The sequence below is a fragment of the Brachybacterium sp. P6-10-X1 genome (assembly GCF_001969445.1).
Taxonomy (GTDB): domain Bacteria; phylum Actinomycetota; class Actinomycetes; order Actinomycetales; family Dermabacteraceae; genus Brachybacterium.
Genome location: NZ_CP017297.1, coordinates 706,878 through 724,801, shown reverse-complemented (window position 1 = coordinate 724,801; position 17,924 = coordinate 706,878). Strand labels below are relative to the sequence as shown.

19 protein-coding genes and 1 tRNA gene are annotated in these 17,924 nt (G+C 68.8%); 12 read left to right on the top strand and 8 right to left on the bottom strand.

Annotated elements, in window-relative coordinates:
- Positions 1-16 precede the first annotated feature (16 nt).
- The 6 genes from BH708_RS03255 to BH708_RS03230 form a co-directional block, all read right to left on the bottom strand.
- Positions 17-601 (bottom strand): MerR family transcriptional regulator, encoded by a 585-nt coding sequence (locus BH708_RS03255; RefSeq protein WP_076806588.1) that lies wholly within the window; start codon positions 599-601, stop codon positions 17-19.
- Positions 602-797: 196 nt separating this feature from the next.
- Positions 798-1,427 (bottom strand): MerR family transcriptional regulator, encoded by a 630-nt coding sequence (locus BH708_RS03250; protein WP_253705458.1) that lies wholly within the window; start codon positions 1,425-1,427, stop codon positions 798-800.
- Between the two features lie 67 nt (positions 1,428-1,494).
- A complete protein-coding gene (locus tag BH708_RS03245) occupies positions 1,495-1,938 on the bottom strand; it encodes an FHA domain-containing protein (RefSeq protein WP_076806584.1) in 444 nt (147 codons plus the stop codon).
- A gap of 125 nt (positions 1,939-2,063) precedes the next feature.
- Positions 2,064-2,816: a DUF881 domain-containing protein gene (locus BH708_RS03240; RefSeq protein ID WP_076806582.1), complete on the bottom strand. Its 753-nt coding sequence runs from the start codon at positions 2,814-2,816 to the stop codon at positions 2,064-2,066.
- On the bottom strand, positions 2,813-3,145 hold the full coding sequence (locus BH708_RS03235) for a small basic family protein (RefSeq protein ID WP_076806580.1): 333 nt from the start codon (positions 3,143-3,145) through the stop codon (positions 2,813-2,815). Before BH708_RS03235 ends, BH708_RS03240 begins: the two co-directional genes overlap by 4 nt.
- A complete protein-coding gene (locus tag BH708_RS03230; RefSeq protein ID WP_076806578.1) occupies positions 3,142-4,059 on the bottom strand; it encodes a DUF881 domain-containing protein in 918 nt (305 codons plus the stop codon). Before BH708_RS03230 ends, BH708_RS03235 begins: the two co-directional genes overlap by 4 nt.
- 210 nt (positions 4,060-4,269) lie before the next feature.
- Here BH708_RS03230 and BH708_RS03225 point away from each other — a divergent pair.
- The 12 genes from BH708_RS03225 (at position 4,270) to BH708_RS03165 (ending at position 16,137) form a co-directional block, all read left to right on the top strand.
- Positions 4,270-4,343 (top strand) — tRNA-Pro (locus tag BH708_RS03225).
- Between the two features lie 1,202 nt (positions 4,344-5,545).
- Positions 5,546-6,580 carry a LacI family DNA-binding transcriptional regulator gene (locus BH708_RS03220; RefSeq protein ID WP_076806576.1) on the top strand — a complete coding sequence of 345 codons (1,035 nt, stop codon included), beginning with the start codon at positions 5,546-5,548 and terminating at the stop codon, positions 6,578-6,580.
- Between the two features lie 32 nt (positions 6,581-6,612).
- Positions 6,613-7,917, top strand: a complete 1,305-nt coding sequence (locus tag BH708_RS03215; protein ID WP_076806574.1) for an extracellular solute-binding protein — start codon at positions 6,613-6,615, stop codon at positions 7,915-7,917.
- Complete coding sequence (locus tag BH708_RS03210; protein ID WP_083713244.1) at positions 7,914-8,906, top strand: carbohydrate ABC transporter permease; 993 nt, start codon at positions 7,914-7,916, stop codon at positions 8,904-8,906. Before BH708_RS03215 ends, BH708_RS03210 begins: the two co-directional genes overlap by 4 nt.
- Position 8,907: 1 nt before the next feature.
- Positions 8,908-9,744, top strand: coding sequence for a carbohydrate ABC transporter permease (locus tag BH708_RS03205; RefSeq protein ID WP_076806571.1), 837 nt, complete (start codon positions 8,908-8,910; stop codon positions 9,742-9,744).
- A 90-nt stretch (positions 9,745-9,834) separates the two neighbouring features.
- Positions 9,835-10,827 (top strand): glycoside hydrolase family 130 protein, encoded by a 993-nt coding sequence (locus tag BH708_RS03200; RefSeq protein ID WP_083713242.1) that lies wholly within the window; start codon positions 9,835-9,837, stop codon positions 10,825-10,827.
- Between the two features lie 151 nt (positions 10,828-10,978).
- Entirely contained in the window at positions 10,979-11,374 is a 396-nt protein-coding gene (locus BH708_RS03195; protein WP_076806568.1) for a hypothetical protein, read from the top strand.
- 71 nt (positions 11,375-11,445) lie between these two features.
- Positions 11,446-12,171 (top strand): SOS response-associated peptidase, encoded by a 726-nt coding sequence (locus BH708_RS03190; RefSeq protein ID WP_253705457.1) that lies wholly within the window; start codon positions 11,446-11,448, stop codon positions 12,169-12,171.
- Positions 12,168-13,385 carry an AAA family ATPase gene (locus BH708_RS03185; RefSeq protein WP_157235716.1) on the top strand — a complete coding sequence of 406 codons (1,218 nt, stop codon included), beginning with the start codon at positions 12,168-12,170 and terminating at the stop codon, positions 13,383-13,385. Before BH708_RS03190 ends, BH708_RS03185 begins: the two co-directional genes overlap by 4 nt.
- Positions 13,386-13,600: 215 nt before the next feature.
- Positions 13,601-14,035, top strand: coding sequence for a hypothetical protein (locus BH708_RS03180; protein WP_076806565.1), 435 nt, complete (start codon positions 13,601-13,603; stop codon positions 14,033-14,035).
- A gap of 19 nt (positions 14,036-14,054) precedes the next feature.
- Positions 14,055-14,285: a hypothetical protein gene (locus BH708_RS03175; protein WP_076806563.1), complete on the top strand. Its 231-nt coding sequence runs from the start codon at positions 14,055-14,057 to the stop codon at positions 14,283-14,285.
- Between the two features lie 532 nt (positions 14,286-14,817).
- Complete coding sequence (locus BH708_RS03165; RefSeq protein ID WP_076806559.1) at positions 14,818-16,137, top strand: J domain-containing protein; 1,320 nt, start codon at positions 14,818-14,820, stop codon at positions 16,135-16,137.
- 441 nt (positions 16,138-16,578) lie between these two features.
- On the opposite strand, the gene BH708_RS03155 is transcribed toward BH708_RS03165, so the two are convergent.
- Complete coding sequence (locus BH708_RS03155) at positions 16,579-16,833, bottom strand: hypothetical protein (protein WP_076806556.1); 255 nt, start codon at positions 16,831-16,833, stop codon at positions 16,579-16,581.
- Positions 16,834-16,959: 126 nt separating this feature from the next.
- On the bottom strand, positions 16,960-17,871 hold the full coding sequence (locus BH708_RS03150; RefSeq protein ID WP_157235713.1) for a hypothetical protein: 912 nt from the start codon (positions 17,869-17,871) through the stop codon (positions 16,960-16,962).
- Positions 17,872-17,924: the final 53 nt, after the last annotated feature.

Here is a 17,924-nt window from a genome sequence, read left to right as displayed (position 1 = left end):
TGATTCGCGGTGGTGGTCAGCCGGCCTGTCGCGAACGGCGACGGGCTGCCAGCTCGTCCTGCAGGGCCAGGGCGGCGTCGTCGGCCGGGTCGACCCCGGGCAGCACGGCCAGGTCGTTCTCGACCTCGCGCCACACGCGGCCGACGGCGATGCCGAAGACGCCCTGGCCACCCTGGACCAGGTCGAAGACGTCCTCGGCCGAGGTGCACTCGTAGACGGAGGCGCCATCGCTCATCAGGGTGATGCCGGCGAGGTCCTCGATGCCGCGCTCCCGCAGGGCACCGACGGCGACCCGGATCTGCTGCAGGGAGACGCCGGTGTCCAAGAGTCGCTTGACGACCTTGAGCACGAGGATGTCGCGGAACCCGTACAGGCGCTGGCTGCCGGAGCCGCTGGCCCCGCGGACGCTCGGCAGGACCAGACCGGTGCGGGCCCAGTAATCGAGCTGACGGTAGGTGATGCCGGCGGCCTTGCAGGCGGCCGGTCCGCGATAGCCCAGCTCACCGGGGGCGTCCACGACGTCGTCGAACAGGACGCCCTGCGCGGGCTCGGCGGGCACGGTCGACTGCTCCGTGCGATCGTCGCCAGGAGTGGCGTTCACGGCTACCTCCGGATTCCGGCTCTCCTGAGGGGGAAGGATGAGAGCACGCTCCCAGAGTAGCCCGAACCACCGCCGACGACACAGCAACGCGCCGCCCGAAGGTCACGGATCGATTCCGTCGAACGGTCCCCGGCGATGGCCGCCCGACGGCGGGTCGGTCGCTTTCCCACGACTTTCCGAGGCCGCGCGGGCTCGCTCAGGTCTCCCGGAGCTTCGCGCGCAGCACTGCGGAGTGCAGGGAGACCATGGATTCCCCCAGGTCGCGAGCGAAGTCCTCGGCCTCGCCCCGGGAGACGGCGTCCCCACCCCGCGAGCGCGGCCGGGCGACCGAGCGGATCATGTGCGCCTCGCGCTCGGCGGAGGTGCGCAACATCACCAGATGCCGCGGATGCAGCCCCTCGTCGGCCAGGTCGCGCGCGGAGGTGACGATCTCCAGCTCGGCGGTCCCGTAGAAGAGAAGCCCCTCGGCCAGCAGCCCGTACTGCTCCAGCTCGGCGAGGAAGTCCTCGTCGACCGCGGCGCGTCGGGCCAGTCCCCGGCGGTCCAGCCGCACCGGCTGCGGGGCGGAGGTGGGGCCGGGTCGGGAGGCGATCGACGTGACCTCGGAGTCCACCCCGTGCTCGAGCAGGTGCTCCTTGATGACCTTGAGCGGCCAGAAGCGGTCCCGCTGCGCCCGCAGCACGAACAGCAGACGGTCGACATCCCCGCGGGAGTACTTGCGGTAACCGCTGGCGGTGCGCTCGGGCGAGATCAGTCCCTCGGCCTCGAGGTAGTGGAGCTTGGAGTGCGCCAGGTCTGGGAACTCGTCGCGCAGGCTCCCGAGCACCTGCCCGATGCTGAGCCGAGCGGCCCCGGACGAGCTCGGCCTGCGCGCTGCGGAGGCCGCCATCCGCTCAGGCCGTCCCGTGGAAGGGGTGGTACGTCAACCGGTACTTGCCGATCTGCACGTCCTGACCGGGCTGGAGGCGAACTTCGTCGACACGGTCCTTGCCGACATAGGTGCCGTTGAGGGATCCGAGGTCGCGCACCAGGAAACCGTCGCCGTCGCGGACGAAGGCGGCGTGCTTGCGCGAGACCGTCACGTCGTCGAGGAAGATCTCGCTGCCCGGGTGCCGACCGGCGATGGTGGTCTCGGAGTCCAGCAGGAAGCGCGCACCGAGGTTGGGACCCTTGCGCACGATCAGCAGAGCGCTGCGCGGGGGCAGGTTCTCGATCGCCCGGCGGTCCTGCGACGAGAGGCCGGACTCGGCGTCCTCGACCGGGTCGCTGGGCGAGATGGCGCTCAGCTTCGACGTGTGGTCGAGATTCTCGTCGTTCCACTCGGTGTTCCCGGACACTCCGCACCCCTTCCTGGCCGTCGCAGGTCGTGCTCCGTGGGTGAGCAGGATCCCGCCTGTCCATCTTCGCACGAGGACGACAGGGAACGCGCCCCTTCGACGTCCAGCAGAGCAGGATTTGACGATCACTTGACCACGCGGGAGTACTCCGGCTCGGACAGCTGGACCGTCGCGTCGATCTGCACGTCCGGCTCGATCGCCACCGCGAGCGTCCCGCCGTCGGCCGACACCGAGTCCGCAGCTCCGCCGGGAATCCGCAGGGCGGGCTCCATGACCTCCGGATCGCCCACCGCCCGGATCGTGTAGGGGGCGGCGAGGACGGAGCCGTCCACGACCAGCCGTCCGTCCGCGGCGGTGGTGATGGAGCTCGTGGCCACCACCCGGACGTCGTCGATCTGGATCACCTCGGCCCCGGCGTTGCGCAGCTCCTGGAGGACACCGAGCAGGGTCGAGGAGCGCACACCGCCGGCGGGGTCCGCGATCGACACCACGACGCCGCGACCGTGCGCCGGGATGGTCCCGGCGACGATCTCGAGGGTCTCCAGCCGCTCCTCGGCGGCCTCGCGCGCGGCGACGTCGTCCTCCTGGCCGGAGCGCAACGTCTCGAGCGTGCGGTCCAGCTCGGCATTGGTGACCTCGAGATCGGCCGCATGCCGGCCCGACTCGTCCAGCAGCCGCACCAGCTCCTGCTGGGAGGCGCCCTCGAGAGAATCGTCCGTCTGCCGCACCTGCGCGGCGATCGACAGTCCCAGCAGCAGGCACAGCACGCCCACGATCGCCTGGGTCCCGGTGGGCCGGGGACGCAGGGTCTTGCGCAGCCGACGCCACACGAGCTTCTGCTCCGCGCTGCTGCCCGGGATGCGGGTGCCCTCGCTCATGACCGGAACAGCAGACGTCGGATGGCGGCGGCATTGGAGAAGATGCGGATCCCGAGCACCACGATCACGGCCGTGGACAGCTGCGCCCCGACCCCCAGCTGATCGCCGAGGAAGACCAGGAAGGCGGCGATCAGGACGTTGAACAGGAACGAGGTGATGAACACGTGGGCGTCGAAGGCGCCGTCGAGGCTCGCGCGCAGTCCCCCGGCCAGCGTGTCCAGGGCCGCGACCACGGCGATCGGGAGATAGGGCTGGAGCACGGCGGGCACATCGGGCTGGACCAGGATGCCCAGGGCGATGCCGAGGGCCAGGCCGATCAGGGCGATCATTCGGACTCCTTCCGCGACCCGTCCTCGGAGGCGGTGTCGCTGGCGGGTGCGGTGGACGACGGCGCCTCGGCCGCGGAAGCCTCACGGAGAGTGCCGACGGTGCGCGCCGGGACCGTGAGCTCCTCGGCGCTGTCCCAGGACAGCCGGATGCCGAAGCGGGTGGAGATCTCGGAGAGGTACTGGCCCGTCTCGCCCGCGTCGACGCCCTCACGCAGCTCCTCGGGGTCCCCGAGGGCGGTGATCTCGTACGGCGGTGACAGGGGCCGGAAGTCCACCAGGACCGCGGAGCCGGCCGTGCGGATCGCGCTGGTCGCGCTGAGCCGCTGACCGTTGACAGCGATCGCCTCGGCACCGGCGGCCCACAGTCCGTTCACGGCGATCTGCAGATCGCCGTCGGTGACGCGGTTCACGCTCCCCTCGGTGACCCCGGGGCCGGCCGGCAGCGGGGCGGAGTCCTTCACGGTGAGCACGACGCCGGGCCCGGTCCGGGCCGCACCGGTGCCGGCCGCCTCGTAGGCGTGCAGACGTGCGGAGGCCCCGGCATCGGTGCCGTCCAGGACCGCGGCCTGAGCGTCGGCGATCTCACCCTCGAGGGTCTCCTGGCGGGTCTCGAGGGTGTCGATCTCGCCGCGGGCCTCCAGCACCTCCTGCTCGAGCAGGGCACGGGGGTCGTCGTCCCCGGCGACGCCCTGGCGGAGGTCCGAGACCGCGACGGCGACGACGAAGCCCAGCGCGAGGGCGAGCAGCAGGGTCAGCGTGCGCATGGCGGGGTTGTCCGGCGGGGCCGGCTCGGGAGCGGGATCCTGCTCCCGCAGGGCGTCGACGTCGTACGGGTTCGCGGTCAGGGCGCGCAGCAGGGCGGACGGCGAGTACGGGGTCTCGCCATGGGGCGTCGACCGCGTCGGACCAGGCATGTGGGCACCCTAGCGTCGAGGCGGCGCCGAGCCGCTCAGACCCGCGGGGCCTCGAGGCACTCGCGCACCATCGCGGCGACGTCGGTGCGGCTCCTCGCTCACCGTGCCACGCCACCGAGGCGGGGTGCCGCAGGTCACGCCGGTCCCGATTCGCTCCGGAGGCGGCTCGCGGGGTACTGTGTTCCTCGGTCCTCCCCGGACCGACGATCTCGGGCTGTGGCGCAGCTTGGTAGCGCACGTGACTGGGGGTCACGGGGTCGCAGGTTCAAATCCTGTCAGCCCGACGAACGCCCTGGTGAGAACAAGTTTCTTGCCAGGGCGTTGTTGTATTCGGACGCCGTGTGACCGCTAGGGTGACCGCTAGTCGCGTGAACGCATCTGTACGCCCGAACCTCAGCGGCACCACCGAGGCGACGATCCCCCTTGGTTGCTGCACCGACCCGGAAGTACACCTGGTGTACAGAAAACGGAACATGCTGGAGAGCGATCGGGGTCGGAACACTCCGGCTGCCCTTCGTGCAGCCCCGCGTCCAACACGGGCAGGCCGCCTCGCGTGCCGCGCGGATGACCATCTCATTGGGGTCCCGAGGAGCGGAGGCCAGCGGCAGCATCGACGCCACCGCTCTCAGCTTTCGAGGCATCGACACCGCGGCGTCTTCTCTGGGTCCTCTAGTTGGCCGCCTTCCACGTGCACGTCGAAGCGGCGATGCTCCTCGACTGGACGAACGGGGCTCATTGCACAGTCATGGGTCAGCCTTTACACCGCTCGCCATCCTTAGGGGTGCGGACCAAGTCAGCGCAGTGCTCCAGATCTAGCGGCCTGCCTCCTGGAGCCGATTGCCCGAGAGGTGTCCACTCCCCTCTTTCGCCATTCCCGTCTGCTCGTGACTTCAACGTCCGATAATGGCTGTTATCGGACAATGAACAACATAGGCCCAGTTAAGCCCGTGCTGCACCCTGTGGTTGGCGACCGCTCCCGGAGCGTCTTCGACAGGCTCTACCGCCGCCTCACGACCTGACCAGCAGCCATCTGTCCCTACGAGAAGGAACCCAAATGGAAATGCCGGGCAGACCGGCAGTCCTCCCACGCCCTCACGCCGAAACCACGTTCACCGCTCGACCGATACGCCTGAGAATCAACCCGGATACCCGATCGGCGCATCGAGGCTCATCGGCTTCCTACGGACGACGACCTCGTCATCGACAGCTCGACGATAACCGATGCCGCCGAGCCCGACCCGCTGGCGGAGGACGGGCTGCAACCCAGCGCCACTGCACACACGGCCCTGGCGGCCCGAGCCCTGGAATCGCTGGCCGCGAACGGAAGCCGAGAATCCTTCTCACCGCGACGGGTCCGGGCCGCGGAAGCCCTCTCGCGCGAGCGCGACACGTACCCCTCCTCCGGCCCGACGGGTTGACACCTCGGCACGAACCGGTTTGACTACATCCAGTTCAAACCGGTTTGCTCACCGTAAGGAGGCGCCCCTTGCCCGGCACCCGCCCCACGATCGGAGACGTCGCCCGCGCCGCCGGGGTCTCCAAGGGGACCGTCTCCCTGGCCTACTCCGGCAAGCGCCCGGTGGCGGAGGAGACCCGCCGTCGGATCTTCACCGCAGCCGAGTCGCTGCGCTGGACGGCGAGCTCGAGCGCTCAGGCACTCGCGACCTCTCGCACGAGCACGATCGGTCTGGTGATCGCGAGACGGCCGGAGATCATCGCGACCGACACCTTCTTCCCGCGCTTCATCGCCGGCTGCGAGGCCGTCCTCGCCGAGGCGGGGATCGGGCTCATGCTCAACGTCGTCACCGACCAGGAGGCCGAGACGGCGGCCTACGAGCGGTATGCGGCCGGACGCGTCGACGGCGTCATCCTGCTCGACGTGGAGCGGGACGATCGCCGCCCCGACCTGGTCCGTGAGCTCGGCCTGACCGCCGTGCTGCTCGGCGCCGAGGCGCCCCCGGCGGGCGCTCCCGAGGACGTCCCGGTGGTCTACACCGAGGACGCCGCGGCCGTCGAGGGGCTCATCGAGGAGCTCGTCGACGCCGGGCACACGTCCATCGCACACGTCTCGGGCCCCCTGCAGTACCTCCACGCCGCGGCGCGCCGGGATGCCTTCGTGACCGCAATCGCACGCCACGGCCTCGTGCCCGACCACGTCGTCGAGGGAGACTTCACCGCCGCGTCCGGACGTGACGCCACCGCCGCCCTGCTCGAGCATTCCCCGCGTCCCACCGCGATTGTCTTCGCGAACGACGTGATGGCGATCGCTGGCCTCTCCTTCGCGCGCAGCGCCGGCCTGCGCATCCCCGAGGACCTCTCCCTCACCGGTTTCGACGACAGCGAGCTCTCGGCGCACCTCTCCCCCGGCCTGACGAGCGTGTCCACCGGGGCCGACGTCCGAGGCGCCGTCGCGGCACGCACCCTGCTTGCCGCCCTCGCCGGGGAGGCTGACGCCTCCGTGAAGGTCGACGGCACGACGGTCGTGCGCCGCGGGAGCGTTGCGCCCCCCGCCTCGACCTGACCATCCATCATCCATCCGCGAGGAGCTCGACGATGAACCTCACCCGGCGCGCACTCGGCGCCTCCGCCCTCACCCTCCCGCTCGCTCTCGCCACCGGCTGCTCCCGCAGCCCGGTGGATGCCGACCGGGCCGCCACCTCCCGCGGGCCCATCCGCATCTGGGTCTCCAACAACGAACAGGAGCTCGCCTGGGGCCGGGCGGTCACCGAGGCCTGGAACGCCGAGCGGCCGGACGAGCACGTGACCCTGCAGGAGGTCCCCGCCGGCGCAAGTTCCGAGGAGGCGATCTCCGCCGCGATCGTCGCCGGCACCACGGCCGACCTCGTCTTCAACGCCTCCCCGGCAGCACTGCCCGACTGGGTCCGCGCCGGCGGCCTCGTGGACCTGACCACCTTCGAGGGCGGGCGCGAGCACATCGAGCGGCGCAGCGGCCCGTTGGCGAGCGGCTATGCCGAGGATGACGGCGCAGGCGGCTACTACCAGCTGCCCTGGAAGTCGAACCCCGTGATGGTCATGTTCAACAGGGAGATCTTCGCTGCGGCTGGCATCGACCCGGACTCACCGGGAATGGACACCTTCGAGACCTTCCTGGAGGGCTCGCGGCAGATCGTCGGCACGGGCGCCTCGGCCTCCGCCCTCTGGCCCGCGCCCACCAGCGACTTCTACCAGTCGTGGTTCGATTTCTACCCGATGTACCTCGCGCAGACCCGCGGTCGACTGCTGGTGGAGGACGGCGCCTCGACCTTCGACTCGCCGGACGGCCTCGCGGTTGCCCAGCTCTGGCGGGCTCTGTACGCCGAGGGCCTCGCCCCGCAGGAGGAGTCCACGGATGACGCGATGACGATGGGCACCACCGCGATGCAGCTCGCGGGACCGTGGGCGATCGCGACCTACGAGGATCAGATCGACTACGGCTTCATGCCGGTGCCCAGCGCGGACGACATCAGCCCCGAGGAGACCATCACCTTCGCCGACTCCAAGAACGTCGCGATGTCTTCTTCGAGCGAGAACCGGCTGACGGCCTGGGAGTTCCTGTCCTTCGCCACGAGTGAGGACCGGGACGGGGAGCTGCTAGAGCTCTCCGGCCAAATGCCGCTGCGCACCGATCTGCTCGACACCTACCCGGACTACTTCGCCGAGCATCCCGACTACGTGGACTTCGCCGATCAGGCCGATCGGGTGGCCGACGTCCCCTACCTCTCCGGGTCGATCGAGATCTGGCAGCGGTTCCGCGACGAGTTCTCCGCCTCCGCGATCTTCGGGAAGAAGAACGTGAGCGAGGGCCTGCACGACGCCGCCGAGCAGATCGACCCGCTGGTCCAGAAGGGAGCGAGATGACAACCCCCAACACCACCCGCACTGCGGGCGTCACCAACCCTACGGGCGCCGCACGTCCCGAAGGTGCAGAGCCCGGTCCCCGAACCGGCGGCTCGGGCGCCTCGCACGGCCCGCTGCGCCGGCTGCTCGGCGCACAGCCCCTCGGGCTCGGCCTCTCCCTGCCCTACATCCTCTTCCTCGCCACGGTGATGGCCTACCCGCTGGGCTACGCGGTGTACATCTCCTTCTTCGACTACGTCTTCACCGCGCCCGGAATGGACATGGACCACCCCTTCGTGGGCCTGGAGAACTACCGCATCGCGCTGACGGATCCCCGCGTGCTGCAGTCGTTCGGGAACATCGCGGTGTTCCTCGTGATCAACGTGCCGCTCACCGTGATCCTGTCGATGGTGTTCGCCTCGGCCCTGAACTCGGTGACCCGCTGGGCGGCGGCCTTCCGCGTCGCCTTCTACGTGCCGTACGTGACCGCGAGCGTGTCCCTGATCGGAGTGTGGATGCTGCTGTTCTCGCAGGACGGCCTGGTCAACACGATCCTCGGGCCGCTCGCGCCGGAACCGTCCTGGCTCGTCAACGACGCCCTCGCGATGCCCTCAATCGCGCTGTTCGTGACATGGAAGCAGCTCGGCTTCTACATCCTGCTCTTCCTCGCGGCGCTGCAGAACGTGCCCGGGGAGTTGTACGAATCCGCCTCGACCGACGGTGCCGGCATCCTCCAGAGGTTCCGACACATCACGGTGCCAGGCCTGCGCGCCACGACGATGCTGGTGCTGATCCTGTCGATCATCACCGGTGCGAACCTGTTCACCGAGCCGTACCTGCTCACCAGCGGCGGCGGACCCGACGGCGCCTCCACCTCCCCGGTGCTGATGATCTACCAGAAGGGCATCCAGCAGGGGAATCCGGACGTCGCCTCCGCGATCGGCGTGATGCTGGTGATCCTCGTCGGCGTGCTCTCCCTGGCCTCGACCCGACTCACGAAGGAGCGCTGAGATGAGGACCCGCACCCCTGCCCGGATCATGCTGTACGTCCTGCTCGCTCTCGCGGCGGTCGCGTTCGTCTTCCCCTTCTACTTCATGATCGTCGGCGCGCTGCAGGAGGACCCGACCACCACCCCGGCCGGAATGTTCCCCATCGGCGGATGGACGCTGGAGAACTTCGCGCTGATCGACGAGCGGGTGCCGCTGCTGCGCGCACTGCTGAACTCGGTCGTCTTCACGCTCGGCGTACTGCTCGGCACCCTGACCTTCGGGCTCTGCGCCGGCTACGCCCTCTCGCGCCTGCACTGGCGCGGCCGCGGCGTGCTGTTCGTGGTGATGCTTGGAGTGCAGATGGTCCCGTTCCAGCTGCTGATGATCCCGCTGTACGTCCAGGTCGCGGGATCCTACGGGCTCGGTGACACCTTCGCCGGGATGATCCTGCCCTTCCTCATCAACACCACCGCCGTGTTCATCTTCCGCCAGTTCTTCCTCGCCCTGCCCGAGGAGATGTTCGAGGCTGCGCGCATCGACGGCGCAGGCGAGCTGCGGGTGCTGTGGTCCATCGCAATACCGCTGGTGCGCCCGGCCGTCGCCACGGTCACTCTGATCACCTTCATCGGGCCGTGGAACGAGTTCCTGTGGCCGTTCCTGATCACGAAGGACGCCACGATGCAGCCGCTCGCAGTGGCGCTGGCGAACTACATCTCCAACATCGCCCAGACGGTCGCGAACCCCAACGGCGCGATCCTCGCCGGGGCGTGTGCCCTCGCCCTACCCGTGGTGCTCCTGTTCTGCCTGTTCCAGAAGTACTTCACCGCATCCGACATCGGTGCCGGAGTGAAGGGGTGACCGACTCGGCCGCGCGTCCGCCGGCCACCGCACCCCGACCAGCTCACCGGTGACCCCGTCCGGTCCCGACCCACATCGCAAAGGATCCCCATGACCACCATCTCCCTGTTCGGCGACGCCCGTTTCCCACTCGGCCCCTTCACCCCCTACGAGAACAACCCGATCCTGCGCCCCGCGGGCAACTCCTGGGAGTCCTCCAACCTCTACAACCCGGCCGCCCTGGTCGTTGAGGACCACGTGGTGCTGCTGTACCGAGCCCACGCGGAGGACATCGTCTCCCACATCGGCATCGCGTTCAGCGAGGACGGCTACCGCTTCGATAGGGAGGACGCGCCGATCCTCTCCCCCGAGCACGACTACGAGCGCTTCGGCTGCGAGGACCCGCGGATCGCATACATCGAGGGCACCTACTACCTCACCTACACCGGATGGGACCGCCGCAGCGCGCAGTTGTGCCTGGCCACCTCCCCGGATCTTCGGGACTGGACCAAGCACGGCCCGCTCTTCGAGGGATTCGACACCTTCAAGACCATGGATCCGCGGGGACACGACTGGTCCAAGGCCGGCGTGATCGTCCCTCAGAAGATCGACGGCAAGTGGTGGATGTACTTCGGGGAGGGCGGCATCTACTGGGCGACCAGCGATGACCTGATCCACTGGAGCCCGGGCACCACCGACGACGAGCCGATGTACGCGCCGACCCCGGAGACCTGGGACGAGGCGCTCGTGGAGATCGGTGCCTCCCCGGTGCTGACCGACGACGGGCTACTGCTCCTGCTGACCAACGGTGCGACCAGGCGCACGCTGGACGACGGCACCCGGGAGGTCGACTACCGGTGCGGGCAGATCCTCATCGATCCTGCCGACCCCACGACGGTGCTGGCCCGGCTGCAGGAGCCGTGGCTGCGCCCCCAGACCTTCGAGGACACCCATGGCCTGGTCTCCAACGTGACCTTCGTGGAGGGGCTGGTGAAGTTCCGCGGGACGTGGTTCGCCTACTACGGCCAGTCCGACACCACGCTCGCCGTCGCGGTCGCCGATCCCGCCAGGGGCTACGGCACCGGCCTGCGCGCCGACGGCTGAGCCCCGGGAGCGGGTCGGCGCCGCTGGTAGGGGCGGGTGCTCGGGGTCAAAGCCAAGCGGGTGGCGACCGCAGTCGGGTAGGCATCATCCAGCCCGCCCGTCCCGAGCCCTCGACCTCGATACCGTGCGCTCTCTGTCGACGAGCGGCGAGGTGGCCCCCAGAAGCTCGGACGACCCCGGCCATCTCGTGATCCGCCTGGACATAGACCTCTCCGAACAGCGCATCGTGGACATGAGCGACACGCAGCCCTCCCTGGCCGTGCAGGTCCCGCACCGGATCCCTGCCAGCTACCGCGGCCGTGACGTGCTGCTGGCCGTGCGCGGTTTCGTGATCGCCACGGGGCGGATCGACTCGGTGGGCGACCCGATCGCGCTGCGCACCGACCGCCGGGGCCGCGAGATCGCCGCCCGTTCCCTCTCCGTCAACATCGAGCGCCGCCTGACCGACCTCACCGCCAGACCGGTGAAGGCCGTCGGCGAGTCTCGCTGGCTCGGCCGCCGGGTGAAGGTCGGAACCGGTGGCGCGGTCCTTCCGCTGTCCCCGTGAGGCCCATGGCGGTGCTCGACCCGCCATGCTGCCGCGGACCCGGCATACTGGAAGGCGATCCCACTTAGGGGGTGACCATCATCTGCGGACGCTTCACGCTCTCCTTCGACGGCTCCGGCCTGGTGCACGCCTACGTCGCAACGAGCGATGACCGGTCGGCCGAATGGGAGCCGACCTACAGCATCGCGCCGCGCACGAGGGCTCCCGTCGTGCGCGAGTTCGTCGACGAGGACGGAGCGATGCACCGCACTCTCGAGCTCGCCCGCTGGGGCCTGCACCCGTCCTGGGCGAAGGACAAGGGCCCTCGGCCAATCAACGCACGCCTGGAGACCGTCAGCAGCAACGGGATGTTCCGCGGCGCGTTCTCGAGCGCCAGAGCGGTGATCCCGATGACCGGGTACTACGAATGGGTCGAGGCTGCCGACGGCGGGAAGGATCCATACTTCATCCACCACCCCGATGGGGAGCTGTTGCACGCTGCCGGGCTCACGACCGCGCGAAAGGGCGAGGACGACGCGTGGGACGTGTCCTTCTCGGTGATCACGCGCGATGCGCGGGATGCCGGCGGCGAGGTCCACGACCGGATGCCGGCCTTCCTGGCCGAGGATGCGATCGAGGAATGGCTCTCCCCTGGGAAGCTCGAAGCCGACCAGAAGGCGCCGCTGCTTGCGCAGCTCGAGGACGTCTCGACCGAGGTCGCCGGCCAGCTCGTCACTCGCCCCGTGGACCGGCAGGTCAACAACGTCCGCACACTCGACCGCAACGATCCCGGCCTGATCGAGCCCCTCGCTCGGTGACGCGCGCGTGGCACCGGAAGCTTTTGATTCGTTCTTATTTGGTCTGGTTCCTTTGTACTTCGTGCATGTCGTTGAACCTGTTCCGCCCCTCCTTCGGGTCCTTCCCGCACCACCTGGTGGGCCGCGACGAGCTGATCGACGAGTTCGAGGACGCCTTCGTAGACCCGATGGACCCCTCGGGTCTGACCGTACTCCTGTCCGGCCAGCGCGGCATGGGCAAGACGGTGCTGCTGGACGCCTACCGGCACGCCGCCGAGACGGACGGATGGCTGGTCATCACCGAAAGCTCAAGCTCTGGTTTGCTGGAGCGGCTGACGAGCGACCACCTCCCCCGCCTCCTCCAGCAGCACTCCGGCCGACCATCGATGCAGCTCAACTCGGCCGACTTGGAGATCGGGCCGGTCGGAGCCGGCGGCTCCTGGACCGACCGCTACCCGGCAGAGTCCACCCTCCGTTCCCAGGTCACCGAGCTCACCAGCGTCCTCTCGCCGCAAGGTCGCGGATTGGTCCTCACCATCGATGAGATCCAGGCAGCCGACATCGAAGAGCTGCGCAAGCTCGGGGAGATCGTCCAGTACGCCCGGCGAGAAGCACGACCGTTCGCCTTTGCGGCCGCCGGATTGTCCACCCCGATCGAGGAGCTCCTCGATCACGAGGGAACCACCTTCCTCCGGCGCGCCGACCACCACTACATCGGCCGCGTCGACCGCTCCGACGTTCGAACCGCAATCGCTCAGACGATCGCCGACGGTGGCCGCGAGATCGATGCCCAGGCGCTTGACCGCGCTGCTGACGCCATCGAGGGCTACCCCTTCATGATCCAACTCGTCGGCTACCACTCCGTACGCAACCAGTCCGACGGCGGCCCCGTCACCATGGAAGCCGTTGCAGCCGGCATCGACGCAGCGCGCCGACGGCTTGGACGACACGTCCACACGCCCGCCCTGCGCCCGCTGTCACCCGTGGATCGCACCTACCTGCTCGCCATGGCGCAGGATGACGGCCCGTCCCGCACTGGGGAGATCGCGGAGCGCATGGGGGTCACCCTGCAGTACGCCGGCGAGTACCGACGACGCCTCATCCGTGACGGAATCATCGAACCGGCAGGCCACGGCCTCGTGCGCTTCACGATTCCGTACACCGGCGATCACTTGCGTGAACATGCCGCACACGACGCCCTCGAAGGCATGAACGGGACTGATCCGGCAGGCTGATCCTGACCACGGGTTCGTGCATGCACGCCCCGCGAGCCCGACACAGCACTCGCCATCGAGCGACCCGGGGGACGGCCCACGAGTGCGATCTACGGCGCCTTCTACCAGGTCTTCCACGGGCACACATTCCCACGTTCCTGGGTGTCCTACGAGGCGACCCCTCCGCCCACTTCCTCGGTGTCTACAACCCCTGGACCTGACGGAGGAAACCCACCATGACCGACCTCGCCGAGCACGCAGGCCTTTGGCCGCTCGAACACCCCCGAACGATCCGCCTGGCGCTGCGGACCGCCGAGTTCAGCGACGACGCCGAGGTTCTCGACAGCCTCGCCCGCTCTGGTGTGACCTCCGAGGTGATGCGCAAGATCGCCCACAACCCCGCCACCGCCGAGCGCACTCTGGAATACCTCGTCGAGCTCGACGAGCGGTGGATGACCTACCCGGTCACCCGGCGCAGGGACGTCTCGGCGGGGTTCGTCGACCGGATCGCGCAGCGGCTGACGGACCGCAACGCGATCTACCACGCCTCCTCTGCCCCGTGCGCTGACGAGACGACGCTGCGGTACCTCGCCGGGCACCCTTCCGCGCCCGCGGCAGCTGCGGAGACCGTGGACGCGCGGCTGGGCGACACCATCCACCCCGCGGCCTGAGCACGAGAAGGAGAGCGTCATGTCGACCCGCACCTACACCCGAACCTACGAGTCCGAGGTCCGCCACACTTTCACCCTCACCGACGCCGACCTCACCGTCGACGACCAGAATGCCCTGGCACGATGGGATGCGGGCGATGTCTCTGCCGGCAAAGCCATCGACGCGATCTTCGAGCGGTTCGACCCGGACCACGAGGATGTGGTCCTCTGCGACGACTCGAACGGGCCTCTCATCGCCCGGGAGCGTTGACGGCTCGATTGTGTGCGTCGGAAGAAATAGCAAGCCCCCGGGAAGCCGATTCTTCCCGGGGGCTTACGCACACCCTGTCTTGGCCCCATCCGCCAACGACGCGATAATGCTATCCGACTTCTCATCTGATACACCATCGGCGCAGGTCAGGTTGGTGGCGAATGTCCTGCGGGGGTCGCTTACCGCCCACTGCATTGGCGAAACGCACCCGCCGTGGAAAGGCCCCAATGCCTACTGTCGCCGAAGCCGCCACCGCCGGGGATCTGTTGTCGATCCGCGACCTCTTGGCCGAGGAAGTCCAGGACCGTCTGGGGTACGCATCCCCGGGGGTGAGGTCCAGCTGCACGATGGTGTGCCTAATGTGGCAGGTGGTGGTCTCGACCGCCCCGAGGGTCGAGGAGGCGGCCAGTATTGCGCGGTGCATGCTCATCGACGCGCTGGCGCTGCTGGGGCCTTCCTGACCGGCCCGTGGGAGCATCGGTGCGCCCACTGGCATCGAGAATAGGACCACCCGATCAGGAGAGCAGCAGGCATGGCGATCACGCATTACGAGACCCTGGGGGTGGGCCAGGACGCCACGCGGGCGGAGATCACCGCTGCCTTCCGCGCCCAGATGCGGGCGCTGCACGCCGACGCCGGCGGGGACGACGAGCTCGCCAAGAACGTCAGCTCCGCCTACAACGTGCTGTCCAACGCGACCAAACGCGCCGCCTACGACCGCACGCTGGACCAGCAGCCGACCTCGAGCCCCGACCCCGGGCCCGCGTCGCCGGCCAGCGAGTCCCGACCGACTGCACGCACGGAGCGGGACCGCGTGTTCACCCCGGACCAGGGCCGCCGTAGTCCTGCGTTCTCGATGCTGAGCGTGCACCCTGCCGTATGGGCATGGCATGTCGCCGCCGAGAGCGAGGACGATGCCGCAGAGACCGCCGGTACGGGGTCCCGCTCCGTCGTGCGCACAGTGATGACAGTGCTGTCCTTCCTCGCGTGGGCCGGTGCGGGCGCCGCAGCCGCTTCGACGCTGGGGCTGCCGCTGGCGCGACTCGGCGTCCTGTCCGTCCCGTTGGCGCTGCTGAGCGGATTCGTCGTCCACCTGAACTGGTCGGCACTCATGGTCACCCTGGCCGTGGTGCACCGATGGGGGTTGGTGTTCTCGCTGCTGGTGGCCCTCGCGGCGGCCGTGGTGATCTACCTCGATGCCGGCACTCCCCTGCCGACGGTCGGGGCGGCGCTGTGCTACCTCGCCTCGATGGGCACGACCTACGCATCCTTCGGGATGGTCCTGACCCGGGCCGGGAGTCGGGAGGGCAGCGGCATCATTGATTCCTCGTTCATCACGCAGGTCGGCGCCACGACCCTCGGTGATCGCCACGCCGACATCGACCAGCTGCTCGGGGCTCTGAAGCTCGCATTCGACCACCGAAGGGGAGTCCGGGTGATCCTGCTACCGGACCGCGTCACCACGCGCCCGGGCAGCTCCCCGGTCCGGACGCAGGTCGCGGTAGTGGTTGGGAAGGCCGTCCACCTGGTCGTGATCCCGCCGCTGGGTCGTGACGGGCTGGAGATCTCCGGCTCGGACATCATCAGCGACGGTCAGGTCCATCGCAACGTCGTCCGCGATGAGATGGCCGCTCTCGCGGGACGCTACGGCCGCGGAGGCCAGGTCCACGGGTACGTCGTGCCCACGCGTCTTACCACCGAGCCACCGGTCGGAACCCAGGCTCACGGCGTGGTGTTCGGGTCGCTGGGCCAGGTGATCGACGCGATCGGGTCCGCCGCCGGGGCCGACCTCGACAAGGACAACGCCTCGTTCCGACATCGGGCGCTGGAGTCCATGTCGCTACTGGTGTGAGCGGCTCCGCCCGACTGGTCAGCTCCCGACCAGATCGCGCTCGATGACCTGGGCGATCTCGCCGGAGGTGACGGGCCGGTGCCACGCGTCCCAGCCGACGTGGATCTGCCGCGGCCGAGAATGCGCGGTCGCCGTGTTGGCGTGCAGGTGACCGTGCAGCAGGACGTTACCCTCGTCCCGCAGTCGCCACTGTCCGGCCGTTCAGGCGCGGCACGATCCCGACCAGGCACCGTGGTGCAACGAGGGCGAGATCGCCGAGATGCCAGACGATGTCGCCAGGCCGCACATGTCGGTTCCAGGCGGCGATGATCGCTTCGTCATGAGCAGCGACCTGACCCTCGCCGACGTCGTCGGTCGGTGCGGCGCCGGGCGCGAACCCGCGTTCTCGCGCCATCAGACGGTGACCGAAGTGGGTGTCGGAGGTGCAATGCACGGCGGGCATCAGCGCCAGCCTTCGTCGAACCAGAACACCTGCCGACATCCGGAATCATCGGGGACGGTGGAGCGGATCATCGACGGGGTGCCGTCTGCGAACCACACGTTGTCGCAGCCGTCTGCTGCGCACTCGAAGCTATCCACAACCTGCTCGGACATGTACGGCCGCCCCACGTACTCGTAGTGGATGAAGTACGACGCTCCGCAGCACGGAGTCCGCATCGTCATACGGGACGCCTGCTCACGGTTCTCGATGGTCATCGTCTTTCTCCGCTCCAGGGCGTCTGACCGCACGAAGCGGGATCGCCTCTTTAGTGGGCAGAGGGGAGCAGCGGCGGGACGTGCGACTTCGCCGTATCGACGGGTTCGAGGCCGAGTGGCCCTTCTTCAGGATTCGTAGAGGAAGTCGGCGAAGACCTCACGGGAGACCCCGAGTACCCTCTCGAGCTGCGTGGTGAGCTCGCGTCGCGCAGCAGGCTCGATGATCCCGAGCGTTTCGACGAGCTCTCTGCGCGTCGGGAAAATGCCTTCATGGTGTCGGGCGAAGTAGGCGCGGGCCACGTTGGCCGCGCACACGGGGCTCCGCCGCAGCCGTCGATGGCGCGTGAGCTTCTGTTCGATGTCGATCTGCTCGCAGCGCTCGATCACGTCGGCGAGCTTCCTGGCGCGCTCCGGGGCGCCAACGTCGGGCTCGTCGATCGTCGACAACCGCGCATCAACAGCCACGTCGGGATCGTTCAGGGACACTGCCGTGACGGGGCGGAGTGCGTCTTTGGTGATGAGCACGCCTTGTCGGGCGGCGTCCTTGCGGGTGGCGAGCATCCGGTCGTTATGGAAGCCCACGAGCTCGAAGTCCGAGGGGACGTACTGGTGCTCGATCTCGAACAGCTGCCGGGACTTCTCGACCAGGCTTCCGCGCCGGTCCCTGGTGCCGTCGCCGGGCACGCCAACGGTGCCATCGAGCAGCCCGCGGCTACGATCCTCGCGGATCCAGTACCGGGTCTCCTTCTCGAGGATGGCGGGGAGGTTGTGGGAGTAGTTGAAGACCTGACTGGTGCCATTGGCGGCGTTCTTGGCCCGCCAGCGGTTCTGGATCATCTGCATGAGAGCCTGGCCGAAGTAGGAGAACACGGTCTCCCGGTCGCGGCAAACGAGGCGGGCGATGCTCTGGGCGCGCCGGAGGACCCGCGCGATCTCGGTCTCGTGCTCGAGCAGGAACTCATCGAGCAGGTCCCGGGTCTCTTCGTGGCCGGGGGTGTGCAGGATCCGGCACATCTCCGCCTTCCACGGCGAATCCACCGTGTCATCGTCACACTGGCACCGATCGTGGTGACCTGGCCTTATGGACGCTG